The 16,356-nt window shown below is 64.7% G+C and carries 11 protein-coding genes and 2 pseudogenes; 11 read left to right on the plus strand and 2 right to left on the minus strand.

Annotated elements, in window-relative coordinates; translation table 11 throughout:
• Window positions 1-213 precede the first annotated feature (213 nt).
• Window positions 214-756 (plus strand): hydrolase, encoded by a 543-nt coding sequence (locus JNK99_RS02495; RefSeq protein WP_291848172.1) that lies wholly within the window; start codon window positions 214-216, stop codon window positions 754-756.
• A gap of 124 nt (window positions 757-880) precedes the next feature.
• Here the strand turns inward: JNK99_RS02495 and uvrB are convergent, their stop codons facing one another.
• Window positions 881-2,959: an excinuclease ABC subunit UvrB gene (gene uvrB / locus JNK99_RS02500; protein WP_291848175.1), complete on the minus strand. Its 2,079-nt coding sequence runs from the start codon at window positions 2,957-2,959 to the stop codon at window positions 881-883.
• A gap of 165 nt (window positions 2,960-3,124) precedes the next feature.
• Here uvrB and JNK99_RS02505 point away from each other — a divergent pair, with 165 nt between their 5' ends.
• Window positions 3,125-4,333, plus strand: coding sequence for an amino acid aminotransferase (locus tag JNK99_RS02505; protein WP_291848178.1), 1,209 nt, complete (start codon window positions 3,125-3,127; stop codon window positions 4,331-4,333).
• Window positions 4,334-4,354: 21 nt separating this feature from the next.
• On the opposite strand, the gene JNK99_RS02510 is transcribed toward JNK99_RS02505, so the two are convergent.
• The gene (locus JNK99_RS02510; RefSeq protein ID WP_291848181.1) at window positions 4,355-6,244 is read right to left on the minus strand and encodes an AsmA-like C-terminal region-containing protein; all 1,890 of its coding nucleotides are present in this window, start codon (window positions 6,242-6,244) and stop codon (window positions 4,355-4,357) included.
• 241 nt (window positions 6,245-6,485) lie between these two features.
• On the opposite strand from JNK99_RS02510, the gene JNK99_RS02515 reads away from it, so the two are divergent.
• The 9 genes and pseudogenes from JNK99_RS02515 to JNK99_RS02555 all read left to right on the plus strand — a co-directional run.
• Window positions 6,486-8,834, plus strand: coding sequence for a fatty acid cis/trans isomerase (locus JNK99_RS02515; RefSeq protein ID WP_291848184.1), 2,349 nt, complete (start codon window positions 6,486-6,488; stop codon window positions 8,832-8,834).
• 560 nt (window positions 8,835-9,394) lie between these two features.
• Window positions 9,395-9,694 (plus strand): annotated as a pseudogene (locus JNK99_RS02520) (hypothetical protein); the annotation flags it as partial.
• Window positions 9,695-9,768: 74 nt separating this feature from the next.
• On the plus strand, window positions 9,769-10,374 hold the full coding sequence (locus tag JNK99_RS02525) for a hypothetical protein (RefSeq protein WP_291848195.1): 606 nt from the start codon (window positions 9,769-9,771) through the stop codon (window positions 10,372-10,374).
• Window positions 10,375-10,407: 33 nt separating this feature from the next.
• Window positions 10,408-10,677 carry a hypothetical protein gene (locus JNK99_RS02530; RefSeq protein ID WP_291848186.1) on the plus strand — a complete coding sequence of 90 codons (270 nt, stop codon included), beginning with the start codon at window positions 10,408-10,410 and terminating at the stop codon, window positions 10,675-10,677.
• A complete protein-coding gene (locus JNK99_RS02535) occupies window positions 10,623-10,901 on the plus strand; it encodes a hypothetical protein (RefSeq protein WP_291848187.1) in 279 nt (92 codons plus the stop codon). Before JNK99_RS02530 ends, JNK99_RS02535 begins: the two co-directional genes overlap by 55 nt.
• A 100-nt stretch (window positions 10,902-11,001) precedes the next feature.
• The gene (gene alaS, locus JNK99_RS02540; protein WP_291848189.1) at window positions 11,002-13,623 is read left to right on the plus strand and encodes an alanine--tRNA ligase; all 2,622 of its coding nucleotides are present in this window, start codon (window positions 11,002-11,004) and stop codon (window positions 13,621-13,623) included.
• An 18-nt stretch (window positions 13,624-13,641) separates the two neighbouring features.
• Window positions 13,642-14,676, plus strand: coding sequence for a low specificity L-threonine aldolase (locus JNK99_RS02545; protein ID WP_291848191.1), 1,035 nt, complete (start codon window positions 13,642-13,644; stop codon window positions 14,674-14,676).
• Window positions 14,673-15,170 (plus strand): NUDIX domain-containing protein, encoded by a 498-nt coding sequence (locus tag JNK99_RS02550; RefSeq protein WP_291848193.1) that lies wholly within the window; start codon window positions 14,673-14,675, stop codon window positions 15,168-15,170. Before JNK99_RS02545 ends, JNK99_RS02550 begins: the two co-directional genes overlap by 4 nt.
• Before the next feature lie 148 nt (window positions 15,171-15,318).
• Window positions 15,319-16,356 (plus strand): annotated as a pseudogene (locus tag JNK99_RS02555) (hypothetical protein); the annotation flags it as partial.

Consider the following 16,356-nt stretch of genomic DNA (forward strand, 5'->3'; position numbering starts at 1 on the left):
TTGGCGAGTGCGGCGGCGCATATTACTATCGCTGCCGACAGCGGATGTCCATTCGACTTTCCGTCGATGCGGCGGCGGCCGGTCCACCGGCCGCAGGACCGCGTGGACGACAGGGGTAGCTGCCCTGCCGGCTGGTCGGCCGGGCGTGCGGGTCGTCGGAGTGGTGCTGCGCAGGTTTCCTGCGTGGAAGCTTGATTGCGGAGGGCTTTTCTCATGTTGATGCGTGCCGATCGTTCCGTCCTCCTGCTGATCGATTTGCAGGAGCGACTCCAACCCGCCATCCATGACGCGGCAATGGTGCTCGAGGCGGGCATCTGGCTGACCCGGGTGGCGCAGCGTCTGGGTGTTCCGGTGATCTGCACCGAGCAGTATCCCCGCGGTCTGGGGCCGACCATGGCCACCCTGCGCAGCTTGCTGCCGGACGAGTGTGTGGTCGAGAAGATGCATTTCTCGGCTGTGGCCGAGGAAACGCTGTTCCAGTTGCCGGGCGGCGAGCGCGCGCAGTTCGTCGTTGCTGGCACCGAAGCACATGTCTGCGTGCAGCAGACCGTGCTGGACCTGCTCGCCGCCGGTCGTCGCGTGTTCGTCGTCGAGGAGGCGATCGGTTCGCGGCGGAGCAGTGACAAGGCGCTCGCGGTGGAGCGCATGCGTGCTCAGGGAGCCGATATCGTGTCGCGCGAGATGGTCGCGTTCGAGTGGTTGCGGCAGGCCGGCAGCGACCTGTTCCGCGAGATCAGTCGCGAGTTTCTGCGCTGAGCGCCAGCGTGTCGGCCAGGGCTGTTGCGCCGGGTGGTCAACTCGCCGGCAGCGCGGGGGGGTGCTTGAAAGCGGGTCGTCCGGCAGCGTCGGTCAGCGCGAGCAACGTGCGCGCTGACCGACGTCAGGTTGCAGCAAGACTCGCTTCCTCGCCGCTGATGCCGAACACCTGTTTGCGCAGGCGAAAGAGCTCGTCGCGTGCCGCGGCGGCCTTCTCGAACTCCAGGTTTCTGGCGCACTCGAGCATTTCCTTTTCCAGTCGCCGCAGCTCGCGCGCCAGTTGCTTCTCGCTCATCGCCTCGTAGTTCGCCTGCTGTTGCGCCGCCTTGAGTTCGCGCTGCGCGCTGTCGGCGTCGTAGACCCCGTCAATGATGTCGGTGATGCGCTTGCTGACGCCGGTCGGGACGATGCCGTGGGCCGCGTTGAAAGCGAGCTGCTTCAGCCTTCGCCGCTCCGTCTCGGCGATCGCGCGCTGCATCGAGCCGGTCACCCGGTCGGCGTAGAGAATCGCGGTGCCATGCAGATGACGGGCGGCCCGGCCGATGGTCTGGATCAGCGAGCGCTCGGAACGCAGGAATCCTTCCTTGTCGGCGTCGAGAATCGCCACCAGCGAGACTTCCGGGATGTCGAGTCCCTCGCGCAGCAGGTTGATGCCGACGAGAACGTCGAACTTGCCGAGGCGCAGGTCGCGGATGATCTCGACGCGTTCGACCGTGTCGATGTCGGAATGCAGATAGCGCACCCGAACCTCGTGTTCGTTGAGATAGTCGGTCAGGTCCTCGGACATGCGTTTGGTCAGGGTGGTCACCAGCACGCGCTCCGCGGCAGCGACGCGCAGGCGGATCTCGGAAAGCAGATCGTCGATCTGGCTCGAGGCGGGGCGGACGATGAGGCGCGGGTCGACCAGACCGGTCGGGCGGACGACCTGCTCGACCACCTGTCCCTGGTGGGCGGCCTCGTAATCCGCCGGCGTGGCCGAAACGAAGATGGTCTGGCGCATCAGCGCTTCGAATTCCGCGAACTTCAGCGGCCGGTTGTCGAGTGCCGAGGGTAGGCGGAAGCCGTAGTTGACCAGGTTCTCCTTGCGCGAACGGTCGCCCTTGTACATGCTGCCGACCTGCGAAACGGCGACGTGCGATTCGTCGATGAACATCAGGGCATCGTTGGCCAGGTAGTCGATCAGCGTCGGTGGTGGCTCGCCGGCCTGCCGTCCCGACAGATGCCGCGAGTAGTTCTCGATGCCCTTGCAGAAGCCCACCTGGTCGAGCATCTCCAGGTCGAAGCGGGTGCGCTGCTCAATGCGTTGCGCTTCGACCAGACGTCCTTCAGTGTTGAAAAGGGCAACTCGTCCGGTGAGTTCCCGCTTGATTGCTTCGATGGCCCGCAGGACTGTCGCCCGTGGTGTCACGTAGTGCGACGAAGGGAAGACGGTGAAGCGCAGTAGCCGGCCCTGCAGGTGGCCGGTCAGCGGGTCGAAGAGTTGCAGGCCCTCGATCTCGTCATCGAACAGCGAGATGCGGATTGCCTGTTCGGCGTGCTCGGCCGGAAAGACGTCGATGATGTCGCCGCGCACCCGAAAGCTGCCGCGACGGAAGTCGGTTTCGTTGCGTCCGTACTGCATTTCGGTCAGGCGCTTGATGATCTCGCGCTGGCCCATGTGGTCGCCGACGCGCATGGTGAGGATCATCTTGTGATACTCGTCGCGGTCACCGATGCCATAGATGCACGATACCGTGGCGACGATCACGCAGTCGCGTCTTTCGAGCAGGCTTTTGGTCGCCGAGAGACGCATCTGTTCGATGTGCTCGTTGATCGACGAGTCCTTTTCGATGTAGAGGTCGCGTGCCGGAACATAGGCCTCCGGCTGGTAGTAATCGTAGTAGGAGACGAAATACTCGACGGCGTTGTCGGGAAAGAACTCGCGAAATTCGGCGTAGAGCTGTGCCGCCAGCGTCTTGTTCGGTGCCAGGACCAGCGCAGGGCGACCGCTGCGGGCGATGACGTTGGCCATGGTGTAGGTCTTGCCGGAGCCGGTAACGCCGAGCAGGGTCTGGAAGGCGAGTCCGTCGTGCAGACCGGCGAGCAGCCGGTCGATCGCTTCCGGCTGGTCGCCGGCGGGCAGGAACGGCTGGTAGAGCCGAAACGGGCTGCCCTCGAAGGTGACGAAGGGGGGCTTTGGTGGGGAGTTTGCGCTGTTCGCCATGCTAGAATTCTACGTTGTTTCGCGCCCGGCAACCGCCGCGAATAACAGGCGACTGCCTTGCGCGGAAACCCATGCGGGCTGCTCTGGCAGCCGGTGTCGGCATGCCTTGCATGTCCCTCCGCAAGAGGAACAGCGTCCTTACCGATCAACACAGGATGACAACCGATGACCGCTTCAATCTTTGCTGCCGTGGAAATGGCTCCACGCGATCCCATCCTCGGCCTCACCGAGTCGTTCAACACCGATACCCGATCCACCAAGGTCAACCTGGGCGTCGGCGTCTATCTCGATGATGACGGCAAGGTGCCCCTGCTGACGGCGGTCAAACTGGCCGAGAAGGCTCGTCTGGAAGCGATGCCGCCGCGTGGCTATCAGCCGATCGATGGCCTGCCCGCCTACAACGTGGCGGTACAGAAGCTGCTGTTCGGCGAGACTTCGGCCTTGCTCGCCGAGGGCCGCGTGTTGACCATCGAGGCACTGGGAGGTACCGGCGCGCTCAAGGTCGGTGCCGACTACCTGCGACGGCTGTTGCCGGAAGCCACCGTTTTCATCAGCGACCCGAGCTGGGAGAACCACCGCGCATTGTTTGAATTCGCCGGCTTTCGGGTGGAGTCCTACCCCTACTATGATGCAACCACGCGTGGCGTCGATTTCGCCGCCATGAAGGCGGGATTGAGCGCCTTGCCGGCCGGGTCGATCGTCGTCCTGCACGCTTGCTGTCACAATCCGACCGGGGCGGATCTCGACGCGGCGCAGTGGGCCGAAGTGATCGACATCGTCGGTGGACGCGGGCTGGTGCCGTTCATCGACATCGCCTATCAAGGCTTTGCCGACGGGATCAGCGAGGATGCGCTGGCCGTCCGTCTGTTCAGCGCTTCCGGGCAGTCCTGCCTGGTTGCCAGTTCGTTCTCGAAGTCCTTCTCGCTCTACGGCGAGAGGGTCGGCGCCTTGTCGGTGGTTACCGCCAGCCGGGATGAATCGGCGCGCGTCCTGTCGCAGATCAAGCGCCTGGTGCGTACCAACTACTCAAATCCGCCAACCCATGGCGGGGCGGTGGTGGCCGCCGTCCTGGCCAGCCCGGAGCTGCGGCAGACTTGGGAAGAAGAGCTGCTGCAGATGCGTCAGCGTATCCGCAGCATGCGCGTTTCGCTGCTCGATCGGCTACAGGCCAAGGCGGTCGGTGTCGACTTTTCCTTCGTTACACGACAGCGCGGAATGTTCTCTTACACCGGATTGAACGTCGCACAGGTGGACCGACTGCGCGACGAGTTCGGTATCTACGCCGTCAGTAGCGGCCGCATCTGCCTGGCAGCACTGAACACGCACAACGTCGATTACGTGGCGGAGGCCATCGCAGCAGTTGCCGTTGTCTAGTGCTGCTCCGGCGCTGCCTGGTCAGCGACCGGCGGTTTGTGTCAGCGGCGACTCGAGGGTGCCGCTGATCGTGATCGGCATCGCCTTCTGGTCGGCCCGCCCACGCATCGCGACGTCCATCCGGCCATGCAACTGCAGGTCACGGTCCACTTCGATGTGGCCGCTGGACTGCATCAGACCGGCGCTCAGGGCAAGCCGGGAGAAGCGGTAAACCGTCGGTGTCAGGGTGATGGTGCCCGACAGCTCCTCGAAACGGGTCGCGCCGCCCAGGATCTGGGGGTCCGTGGAGACGCGGCGCACCGCCTCGGGTAAATCAAGGCCGCCGAGCTGGCCACGGTGGATCGTGAAACTGCCGTAGCCCTGTAGTCGGGAGAGCAGTTCCGGCCAGGTATCGGCGCTTGCCGAAAAACTCAATTTGCCCTTGGCTTCGCCTTCCAGTCGGTTGCCCAGTCCCAGAGCTTCGCTCAGTTTTCGCGCATTGATTCGCTCGAAGCGGAGTTCGCCCGCCATCGCGGCCTTGCCGCCAGAGCGCAACAGGGTTGCAGCGCGCACCAGACCGTCGAAGATGCGCGCCTCCACGGTGTCGATCACGAATTCCGATGCGATGATCTCACCTTGCAGGTCCAGCGAGTCAAAGATATACGGCGAATCCTGCGCCGGCCGCCAGGCAAGCCCCTCGAGGCGCACGGCAAGTCCCCTGGCGGTCGGTTTGAGGTCAAGCTGCAGGCTCTTGTTGCGTGAGCGCAGCACGACGGTTTCGAGCTGGTGGTCGGCGCTGAGTGCGAATTCTCCGCCCAGGTCATCAAGCGCCAGTTCGGCGAACGAGAACGTGGCGTCAACCACCGAGACTTGCAGGACGCCCGCCCGGGCCGATTGGCGGGCCGTCGACTCCAGCATCCTCGAAAGGCCCGCCACGGTTCCTGCCGACAGCCGGACATCATGCAGCTCGGCCTGGCGGAAAATGATTCGCGGCGAGAGCAGGGTGCTGATCTCGGGCTGCAGGCGAAGGGTGCCAATCTGGATCCCGTCAGTCGAGTCACCCAGATGAAGATCGAGCAGCAACAGGCCAGGCTTGGGATAGACGCTCACCCGCATGCTGCCCACCTTGGCCGGTTGGCCGGTGCTTTGTGCCAGTGCGGCCTCGACCTGGGGGAGATAATCGGTGTAGGGAAAGAACAGCGCGATCAGCGACAATACGGCGCTGATCAGCAGGATGCCCAGTGCGGCTGTCGAGGTCCAGGTCAACGACCAGCGCCGACGTCCCGGGCGCAGTCTCTTGATGTCTGGCTGATCCGCTGTCCCGCCGAAGCCGAACAGCCGCCGCAGGCGAGCGGGCAGCCCCCCCTTTCCCCCCTGCTCGTCGTCCGGGGTGGCAGGTGGCTGGGTTGCGGGGCTCGCCGCAACCGGCGTGCGGTATCCCGGACGGCTTGGCCAGGGTCCTGGTGTCGACGTGCCGGGGGCGAGAGGAGTCGGAGTCAGGGTGCTCGGAGTCTGCGCCTGCCTGCCTGTGTGCTCGTCAGGCGGGGCAACGATCTGCGTTGCCAGGCTGTGCGAGAAGCCGGAGCCGGCAGGGGGGGCTTCGAGCCTTTCGCCGAAGGTGGAGAATTCGGAAACCGGCTGCGGGGTGCTCACCGTCTTTTTCTTTGGCGCTTGCTTGCCGTGGCGCCAGACCGATCCGGTTTCGACCCGGCGTTCGACGAAGCCATCGCCCTCCAGCTCCAGCAAGGCGTTCTGGGTGAGCTGGGTATTGCCGGTCTTGTCGCATAACTCGGCTACGGTGGCGTTGCCGTCTACGAGAATGAGGACCATGCGCACGTTTCTCTGGACGACGCGCGTTCGTTGCAGCATGGCCTCTTCGCCGGCGGCGGTCTTGGCGAACACCAGATTGGAGTCAAGCAGTTCAGGGTCCATTGTTCGGCGTGGCCGTCGGTTCAGGGAGCGGAGGTCGCTCGTATCCGGCAGGGCCGGTTTGCTCAAGTACCCGCTATTATCGTGGAAACTGCGAACGGACGTGCATTAAACGCGGGCTGGAAGCGGGGACCGTGTGGTGGGTGGCGCCTGGCATACCCAGGTGTGGCTCACTTGGGTATGCTTGCGGTCTCGCCAACCATCGCCCGGCGTCGATGCCGCGGCGCCTTGCCAGGATTTCTGCATGGCCATCAACAAGACCTCTCTACTGCTCTTGATCACGCTGTTAAGTGGCTGTGCCGCGCTTACCCGGCTGACGCTCGATGAACAGTATGGTCGCCCCGATCCGGAACGCTTCGCTAGCCCGCGCGCGCCGGCCGGTTCGCTCTCTTACCGTGCCGATGTGCAGCCGATCCTCGAGCGGCGATGCGTGGTTTGCCATGCCTGTTATGATGCGCCGTGCCAGCTCAAACTGGGTGCCTGGCAGGGGGTCGCACGCGGCGCCAGCAAGGAACTGGTGTACGACGGCAGCCGCCTGGACGAGGCACAGCCGACGCGTCTGTTCACCGACGCCGAGAAAGCCCCGGAGTGGCGCCAGAAGGGCTTCTTCCCGGTGCTCAATGAACGCGACCCGAGCATCCCGGCGAATCTCTCCGGAAGCCTGGTTTTCCGCGCTCTGCAACTCAAGCAGAATCACCCCCTGCCGCCGACCGCCGTTCTGCCGCCAACCTTCGACTTCTCGCTCGACCGTGCGCAACAGTGCCCGCGGCTGGAAGAGTATGAGCGCTTCGCCGACCGCAATCCTCTCTGGGGAATGCCCTTCGGTCTGCCGGGTCTGAACCCCGCGGAAATGGCCACCCTGATTACCTGGCTGGAGCAGGGCGCGCCTTTCGAAGGACTGCCCCCGTTGCCGCCACAGCTCCTGCAACAGGTGGCCGACTGGGAGCGTTTTCTCAACGGGGAATCGCGCAAGGAGCAACTGGTCAGTCGCTACATCTTCGAGCACCTTTTCCTCGCCCATTTCCACTTCGATTCCGATCCGCAGCATCACTTTTTCCGCCTGGTCAGATCGCGTACGCCACCCGGTCAGCCAATCGAGCTTGTTGTCAGCCGGCGACCCTATGACGACCCGGGTGTCGAGCGGGTGTACTACCGATTCATACCGGAGCGCGAGACGATCGTAGACAAGACGCACCTGCCTTATGCGCTGGGTGAAAAGCGCATGAAGCGCTGGCGCGAGCTGTTCCTGCAATCCGACTATCGGGTTGACGAGCTGCCGCCGTACACTCTTGAAGTGGGCGCCAATCCCTTTGTCGCGTTTCGCGCCTTGCCGGTCAGGTCGCGTTACCAGTTCATGCTGGACGAGGCGGAGTTCACCATCATGGGTTTCATCAAGGGTCCGGTCTGTCGTGGCCAGGTTGCCTTGAACGTGATTGCCGACCGCTTCTGGGTCTTCTTTCTGGCCAACGATGGTTCCCGACAGATGGCCGACGAGTTCATCGACGGCGAGGCAAGCCTGCTTGAATTGCCGTCGGCCCGGGGCAGTGACGCGGGAATCTTCGGACCATGGCGTGACTATGCCCGGAAAGAGGACCGATATCTGCAGGACAAGTCCGCTTTCCTCGCGCGCTATGCTGCCGAGCGTCGTCTCCCCGACCTGGAGTCGATCTGGAATGGCGAGGGTCGTAATCCGAATGCCGCTCTGACCGTGTTCCGCCACTTCGACAGTGCTTCGGTGGTCAAGGGGCTGGTCGGCGAGCCCCCAAAGACTGCCTGGGTGATCGGCTATCCTCTGCTGGAGCGGATTCATTACCTGTTGGTTGCCGGCTTCGACGTCTATGGCAATGTCGGCCACCAGTTGTTGTCACGTTTGTACATGGATTTCCTGCGCATGGAGGGCGAGTTCAATTTCCTCACGCTGCTGCCGCTCGACCAACGCAAGGCAGTGCGTGACTACTGGTATCGGGGAGCCAGCGAGGAAGTCAGGAATCACGTCTACGGCAGTCTGGCACGCCTGGACGCCGACAGTGGCATCCGTTTCCGGACCGGTGACCCGCAGCTCGAACTCTACGGGTTGCTCAAGCAACGTCTGGCGCCGGTTCTAGACCATCGTCATGAGATTTCGGGACTGGGCGATGCCGCCCTGCAGGCAGATCTGGCGGCACTCGCGGCGCTGCGTGGCGCGGCGCTGTCCTGGATGCCGGAACTGGTCCATCTGCGCATCGACGAGGCGGGTCGTGCATCGCGCTATTTCACACTGTTGCGCAACACCGGCCACAGCAACGTCTCCAGCCTGCTGCGGGAAGGCAGGGAACTGCTGCCCGCAGAGAACACCCTGACGCTCGCCAAGGGTTTGATCGGCGCCTACCCGAACGCCATCTACCGGGTCAGGCGATCGGAAGTCCGCGCACTGTCCGGCGCGATTGCCGGACTGTCGTCAGAGGGCGATTATCGGGCGCTGGCCGACCGCTACGTCGTTCGTCGTACCGATCCCCGCTTCTGGCAATACAGCGACGAGTTACAGGCGGCGCACCTGGAACAGGCGCCGGTAAGCGCCGGCTTGCTGGACTACAATCGCCTCGACAACCGGTAATCGCGTCAGGAACGCTTTCCGGTTTCAGCGCATCGCTCTCCGCTGATTTTGCCGGTATCGAGTTGCGGCGCTGCGGCGCCCGAAGCATCTTCGTGCTTGCGCGCGACGTTGTCGCTGCTCGCCACCGACCGAGCAGGCCGTCCACACGGAACGGTACCTGTTCGCGCGCGGCGGCCTGCTTTGACCCCGTGTCCCGATAGCGCGCGTTTGTCGTCCTGAACTCTCTGCGAAAGGACCGCCATGTATCGGACTCTCATCAATTGCGGCCTGGTCTCTGCACTGGCCATCAGCAGTGTCGCGTCGGCATCGACCGCTGGAGACGTGGCCCCGACGTCGCTGCGCAGGGCGCTCAGCGCTTTCGTCAGCGAAGACGAACTGGCGAGTGTCTTCAGGCGCTGGGCCGACGAGGCCAGGCGGCGGCGCGACGAACAGCGTGCAGACCAGACCGCGGCATCGGCGTCGACCAAGGCGGCCGCCCTGCCCGCTGGTCGTCGGCGGCGGTCGCCAAGGAAGCCGGGACGGCCAGCGTCGAGTCGGTCACCAACGTTCAGCATGCCGGTGTGGACGAGGGCGGCATCGTCAAACTGCACGGCGAACATCTGGTCATCCTGCGGCGCGGGCGCCTGTTCTTCATCCGGATCGGCGACAACGAGCTGCGACCGGTGTCGCCGATCAATGCCTGGGGCAAGGACATTGATCTGCGCGGCGCGTGGTACGACGAAATGCTGATCTCCGGCAGCACGATCGTCGTCATCGGCTACAGTTACGCGCGCGGCGGCACCGAGGTCGGTGTCTTCGACATCTCGCACAGCGGACAACTGGCCTATCCGGCCAGTTGTCGCCTACGCTCGAACGACTACCATTCGTCGCGCAACTACGCCAGCCGACTGATCGGCAGCAAGCTGATGTTCTATTCGTCGCATGCGCTCGATCCGTGGGGCGATCCCTACGCGGCATTCCCGGTCTGCGCCGCTGGCGGCCAGGGGCGCTGCCGGAAGACTTCAGGCGGATCGCACCGGCGACGCGCATCTATCGCGGCGACGAGTTGCTCGACCCCTTCGCCGGTGTCGCACTGCACAGTGTCACCATCTGCGAGCTGGCACAGCCGGAGATCGACTGCCAGAGCAGCGCCGTGCTCGGTCCGTCGGGGCGCGTCTTTTCTGTCTCGCCGGACGCGGTGTTCGTGTGGACCACCACGCCGCAACGCGGCGTGCCGGCCGCTGCACCGGTATCCGCGATCTTCCGCATTCCGCTCGACGGCTCGCCACCGAGTGTGCTGAAGACGCTTGGTCGTCCGCTCGATCAGTTCTCGTTCCACCAGGACGCGAGCGGCATGCTGAACGTATTGCTGCACACCAATGGAGGCGGTGATGGCAGGTGGGCGGCGGAAGGCGAGGCCGGTGATCTCGCCCTGTTGCGCGTGCCGTTCGCCAGCTTCTCCGATGGACGCGACTCCGCGCCGGCTGCTGCCTACCGCCGATTGCCGAAGGCGGCCGGACTCGCCGTGCAGAATCGCTATGTCGGCGCCTTCCTGCGCTAGGGCGGCGACAGTGGCTGGCACACACCGCCGAGCGTGCCGGAGTCCCGGGTCGATGCGGTGCATTATGCGCAGGGCGAGGTCTACGAATTGCCCTTGTCGCATTCGGTCGATCGCCTCGCAGCCCTGGGCGGCAACGCGCTGGTAGTCGGTCGCGATCGCCGGGATCTGCAGTTCACCAGCATCCGCCTGTCGCGCTTGCCGGTAACGGTCGGCCGGTACGTGCGCCAGGACGCGGTGCCGGGCGCCAGTTGCGCAGCCCGTCGACGGCCGCCCTCTTCCTGCGCGATCGGGGACTGTCGCTGAGCGAACCGGGCACGCTCGACGGTCGCCCGCCGGCCGGCAACGAGAACGATGGCTGTCTCGCTTCGTGCGTCGACTGGTATGGTAACTCGCGGCCCCTTTTCGTGCGCGGCCGCGTTTTCGCACTGTTGGGCTACGAGATCGTCGAGGGCAGGGTGGAGCAGGCGAGGATCGTCGAAACGCGGCGACTGAACTTCGCGCCGGCCGTTCTGCAGGTGCTCCCCTAGTCTGGCAGGCAGGGAGCAGGGACTGTGAAAGCGGTCGCCGCAGCGACTTTCAAGTTAGAATCGCAGCTCCCTGAACGAGCCCGACCCGGTACGAACCACGATGAAAAGCGCTGAAATCCGCGATAAGTTCCTGAAGTTCTTCGAATCCAAAGGCCACCAGATCGTCGCCTCGAGTTCGCTGGTGCCGCATGACGATCCGACACTGTTGTTTACCAACGCCGGCATGAACCAGTTCAAGGACGTTTTTCTCGGTTTCGACAAACGTCCCTACCTGCGTGCGACGACGTCGCAGAAGTGCGTGCGCGCCGGCGGCAAGCACAACGACCTCGAGAACGTCGGCTACACCGCTCGTCACCACACCTTCTTCGAGATGCTCGGCAACTTCTCGTTCGGCGACTACTTCAAGCTGGATGCCATCCGTTACGCCTGGGAACTGCTGGTCGAGGTATACCGCTTGCCGCCCGATCGGCTGTGGGTCACGGTTTATGCCGAGGATGACGAAGCCTACGCTATCTGGACGCGCGAGATCGGTGTGCCGGCCGAGCGGGTGGTGCGCATCGGCGACAACAAGGGTGCGCGCTACGCCTCGGACAACTTCTGGATGATGGGTGATACCGGGCCCTGTGGACCGTGCAGCGAAATCTTCTACGACCATGGCGAGGGAATTCCCGGCGGACCGCCCGGATCACCCGACGAGGATGGCGACCGCTATATCGAGATCTGGAACAATGTCTTCATGCAGTTCAACCGCGACGAGGCCGGTGTCATGCATCTGCTGCCCAAGCCATCGGTCGACACCGGCATGGGGCTGGAACGGACGGCTGCCGTCCTGCAGCACGTGCACAGCAACTACGAGATCGACCTCTTCGTTCGCCTGATCGCTGCCGCCGCTCGTGAGACCTCGTCGGCCGACATGGGCAGCCCGTCGCTGCGCGTGCTCGCCGATCACATTCGCGCCTGCTCGTTCCTGATTTCCGATGGCGTCATTCCCGGCAACGAGGGGCGCGGCTACGTCCTGCGGCGCATCATCCGGCGCGCCATCCGGCATGGTTACAAACTCGGCGCGCGGACCGCCTTCTTCCACCGCATGGTGCCCGATCTGGTGGCCGAAATGGGCGCCGCCTATCCCGAACTGGCGAGCAACGAGGCGCGCGTCAGCGACGTGCTGCGGCAGGAAGAAAACCGTTTCTTCGAAACCATCGAGCACGGCATGAGCATCCTCGAAAGCGAACTGGCGGGTATGGGGGGCAAGGGTGTCTTCGATGGCCGGACGGCGTTCAAGTTGCACGACACCTTCGGTTTTCCGCTCGACCTGACCGCCGATGTCTGCCGCGAGCGTGGTGTCGGCGTGGACGTCGCCGCTTTCGAAGCCGCGATGGCGCAGCAGAAGGAGCAGGCACGTGCCGCCGGCAAGTTCAGGATGACCGCCGCCCTCGAGTACAGCGGGCCGGAAACCGGCTTTCGCGGTTACGAGGCACTCGAATATGACGGCAAGGTCCTCGCCCTGTATCGCGACGGCAGTCCGGTCGATCAACTCGGCGAAGGCGAGCTTGGCGTCGTGGTGCTCGACGAAACACCGTTCTATGCCGAGTCGGGCGGGCAGGTCGGCGATTGCGGCGTGCTGCAGGGGACGCAGGGGATCTTTGCCGTCGAGGACACGCAGAAGATCCAGGCAGCCGTTTTCGGTCATCAGGGCGTCGTCCGTACCGGCCTGCTCAGTGTCGGTGACCGCGTCGCCGGACGCGTGGACGTGCTGGCACGGGCGCGCACCGTGCGCAACCATTCGGCGACACACCTGATGCACAAGGCACTGCGCGAGGTGCTCGGCGCGCATGTGCAGCAGAAAGGTTCGCTGGTCGATGCCGAGAAGACCCGTTTCGACTTCGCCCACCATGCACCGATGACCGCCGAGCAAATTCGCCGGGTCGAAGTGCTGGTCAATAACGAGATCCTGGCCAATGCGGCGAGCGAGTCCTGCGTCATGCCGATCGAGGAGGCCAGGCACTCGGGCGCAATGATGCTGTTTGGCGAGAAATATGGCGACGAAGTCCGGGTGATGACCATCGGTTCGTCAAAGGAACTCTGTGGTGGAGTGCATGTCAGGCGAAGCGGCGACATCGGCCTGTTCAAGATCGTTGCCGAGAGCGGGGTGGCGGCCGGCGTCAGACGGGTCGAGGCGGTGACCGGGGATGCGGCTCTGGCGCTCGTGCAGCAGCAACAGGCGCTGCTCGGCGAAGCGGCCGCCGTGTTCAAGGCGGCACCGGCCGAAGTACCGGCCAAACTGGCCCAGGTCCTCGACAATGTGCGCTCGCTCGAGCGTGAACTGGCACGCCTCAAGGCGAAGCTGGCGTCGACCCAGGGTGACGACCTGCTGGCTCAGGCGGTCGAGGTCGATGGAGCGCGCGTCCTGGCGGCGGTCATGGAGGGGGCCGATGTCAACACGCTGCGTTCGACGATCGACAAACTGCGCAACAGGCTGCGCAGTGCGGCCATCGTGCTCGCCTCGACCAGCGACGGCAAGGTGACCCTGATTGCCGGGGTGACCGCCGACCTGACCGGCAAGGTCAAGGCCGGCGAGCTGGTCAATATGGTCGCCCGCCAGGTCGGAGGCAAGGGCGGTGGCCGTCCGGACATGGCGCAGGCCGGCGGCAGCGATGCGGCCCAGTTGCCGGTAGCGCTGGCTTCGGTCAGGGCCTGGGTCGAACAGCGGCTGCACTCCTGAGACGCTGCGGCCGGAACGATGCAGCATTTCGCCAGTGACAACTACGCCGGCATCTGCCCGGAAGCGCTCAGCGCCCTGCTGGCGGCCAACGACGGTCATGTCCGCTCGTATGGTGACGACCTGTGGACGTTGCGTGTCGCCGATCGGCTGCGGCAATTGTTCGAGACCGACTGCGACGTATATTTCGTTTTCAACGGTACGGCGGCGAACTCCCTGGCCCTCGCCGCACTCTGTCAGCCCTACCACAGCGTCATTTGCCACCAGTTGGCGCATGTCGAGACCGATGAATGCGGCGCACCCGAGTTCTTTTCCAACGGGGCCAAGCTGCTGGCGGTTGGCGGCGAGCAGGGCAAGTTGACCCCGCAGACGATCGCCGAAGCGGTCACGCGGCGCAGCGACATCCACTATCCGAAACCCAAGGTGGTGACGTTGACCCAGGCGACCGAAGTTGGCACGGTGTACCGGCCGGACGAACTGCGCGCGATTGCCGACACGGCGCGCCAGCTCGGGCTGCGCGTGCACATGGATGGCGCCCGCTTTGCCAATGCCGTCGCCAGCCTCGGCGTCAGTCCGGCCGACGTGACCTGGCGCACCGGGGTGGACGTTCTCTGCTTTGGCGGTACCAAGATGGGCTTGCCGGTGGGTGAGGCGGTGCTTTTCTTCGACCGCCGCCTGTCGGAGGATTTTGCCTATCGCTGCAAGCAGGCGGGGCAACTGGCTTCGAAGATGCGTTTTCTGTCCGCGCCGTGGCTGGGCATCCTCGATGACGGCGCCTGGTTGCGGCACGCGGCACACGCCAACGCGATGGCCAGGCGGCTGGCCGCCGGACTGGCCGAAATCACCGGCTGGCCGGCGCTTTTCCCGGTGCAGGCAAACGCTGTTTTCGTGCAGTTGCCGGAACCGGTCGACGCGGGCCTGCGCGAGCGCGGGTGGTTGTTCTACAATTTCATCGGTGCGGGTGGGGCGCGTCTGATGTGTGGCTGGGATACGGCACCGGAAACCGTCGACCGCCTGCTGGCCGACATCCGCGAGCTGGCCGATCGGCCAGCATGAGCGACTGGCGTTTCTGCCCGCGTTGTGCGGCAGGGTTGGCAACCATCGATCTGGACGGGCGCCCCCGCCTGGCCTGTCGGAACGGTTGCGGTTTCGTTCATTGGGACAATCCGGCGCCGGTGCTGGCGGCACTGGTCGAGTACGATGGTCGCATCCTGCTGGCACGCAATCACGCCTGGGCCGCCGGCGCCTTCGGGCTGATCAGCGGCTTCCTCGAAGGCAATGAAGATCCCGCTGCCGGCGTGGCGCGCGAAGTCAGGGAAGAGCTGGGTCTGGCGATCGATGCCGTGACGCTGATCGGTGTCTACCCCTTCGCTCGCAAGCACGAAGTGATCATTGCCTACCATGTGCTGGCGCATGGCGAGATCAGCCTCAACGAGGAACTCGCCGAGTTCCGGCTGATCGCTCCCGAGAAGCTCAAGGCGTGGGATTTCGGTACCGGCCTGGCGGTCAGCGACTGGCTGGCGCGTCGTCTGATTGCTGGCCGTTCATAGACACCGCCAGCGACCCTGGCCGGCGTGGTTCTGGCCGCGTGAGTAGTCCAGGCCACCTCACCGCGCGCCCCGCTTGACGCCTGTTTCGCTGGGCAGCGATACTTTCCGCGCCGTTGCCCGTGCAATTGCTCTCCTCGAGGACTCCGCCATGAAGGCATTTCTGCCGCTGCTGTTCCTGCTGCTCGCAGGTCTGGTGACCCCGGGTCAGGCGCGCGACACCGCTGCGCAGCCCTGGGAAATGCTGGGCGACATGCTGCGCAAAGGCAGACCGCCGATCGATGCGCGGCGGCCACCGGCACCGATCTCGAAGCTCGAGTCTGCCGATCTGTGGGACGCCTTCCTGACCCAGGTGGTCAAGCGCTCCGCCGGCGAAGCGAGGGATGGCGGACAGCGTCAGGAGTTCCTGTTTGTCCTGCTCAGCGGCCGCCACGACGGCGTTGCGCTGCTGGCACGCGAAGCTGCGGTCCCGGACCCGCTACGCGAACTCTTTCTGCTCAGTTGGGATCGCCTCGCGCCGCTGATCAGGGATTTGAGCAGGGAGGTAGATGCGCAGGTCGCCCGACAGTTCCAGGCCTTTCTCAAGGCGGGTGACGCACTCGGGGCGGCACAGAGGCTGGGCGATGCGCTCGGTGTCCGGATCACGCCGGATGCCTTGCGCGAACTCGCACGTCTGCTCCTGTCTGAGAAGGCCGGCGACCCGCTGGCCTATGATCTTGCCCTGGATCCCGAACTGCGCTCGCTGTTCGGTTTCGGGGCTCCGCTGCCGCCCGCCGAGCGAAGCCGGCTACTCGGTGCCAGTGGTTTGCCGTGGCCGATCGATCCCCGGGGCTGGCTGCTACCCGCGGCGTTTGCTGCACCATTGTCGCTGGCCGCACCCTTCGACCCCGAGACGGCGGCGCTCGCCAGGCGCCTGAACAACTGGTTGCCGACGAGCAGCGATCTGAACGCCTATCTACCCGAGATGCACAGCCTGTTACAGCGCACGGCCGAGGCCACACTGAATCAGCGGGCGAGTGAGGGTCATGCCCTGGCCGATGAGTACCACACCCTCTACCGCAACCTGGTGCTCGCCACGGCGTGGCAGGAAAGCTGCTGGCGCCAGTTCGTGCGCCGGAAAGGCAAGGTGCAGGTGATCCAGTCGGGCGTTGGCGCGGTCGGCCTGATGCAGGTCTACCCGCGGGTCTGG

The organism is Accumulibacter sp. (assembly GCF_016789985.1).
Lineage (GTDB): Bacteria > Pseudomonadota > Gammaproteobacteria > Burkholderiales > Rhodocyclaceae > Accumulibacter.

Excerpts from the sequence above, each read along its gene's own strand:
- uvrB (WP_291848175.1), bottom strand. The coding sequence starts at position 2,959 with ATGGCGAACAGCGCAAACTCCCCACCAAAGCCCCCCTTCGTCACCTTC.
- JNK99_RS02510 (WP_291848181.1), bottom strand. The coding sequence starts at position 6,244 with ATGGACCCTGAACTGCTTGACTCCAATCTGGTGTTCGCCAAGACCGCC.
- alaS (WP_291848189.1), top strand. The coding sequence starts at position 11,002 with ATGAAAAGCGCTGAAATCCGCGATAAGTTCCTGAAGTTCTTCGAATCC.
- JNK99_RS02550 (WP_291848193.1), top strand. The coding sequence starts at position 14,673 with ATGAGCGACTGGCGTTTCTGCCCGCGTTGTGCGGCAGGGTTGGCAACC.
- JNK99_RS02505 (WP_291848178.1), top strand. The coding sequence starts at position 3,125 with ATGACCGCTTCAATCTTTGCTGCCGTGGAAATGGCTCCACGCGATCCC.
- JNK99_RS02545 (WP_291848191.1), top strand. The coding sequence starts at position 13,642 with ATGCAGCATTTCGCCAGTGACAACTACGCCGGCATCTGCCCGGAAGCG.
- JNK99_RS02515 (WP_291848184.1), top strand. The coding sequence starts at position 6,486 with ATGGCCATCAACAAGACCTCTCTACTGCTCTTGATCACGCTGTTAAGT.
- JNK99_RS02495 (WP_291848172.1), top strand. The coding sequence starts at position 214 with ATGTTGATGCGTGCCGATCGTTCCGTCCTCCTGCTGATCGATTTGCAG.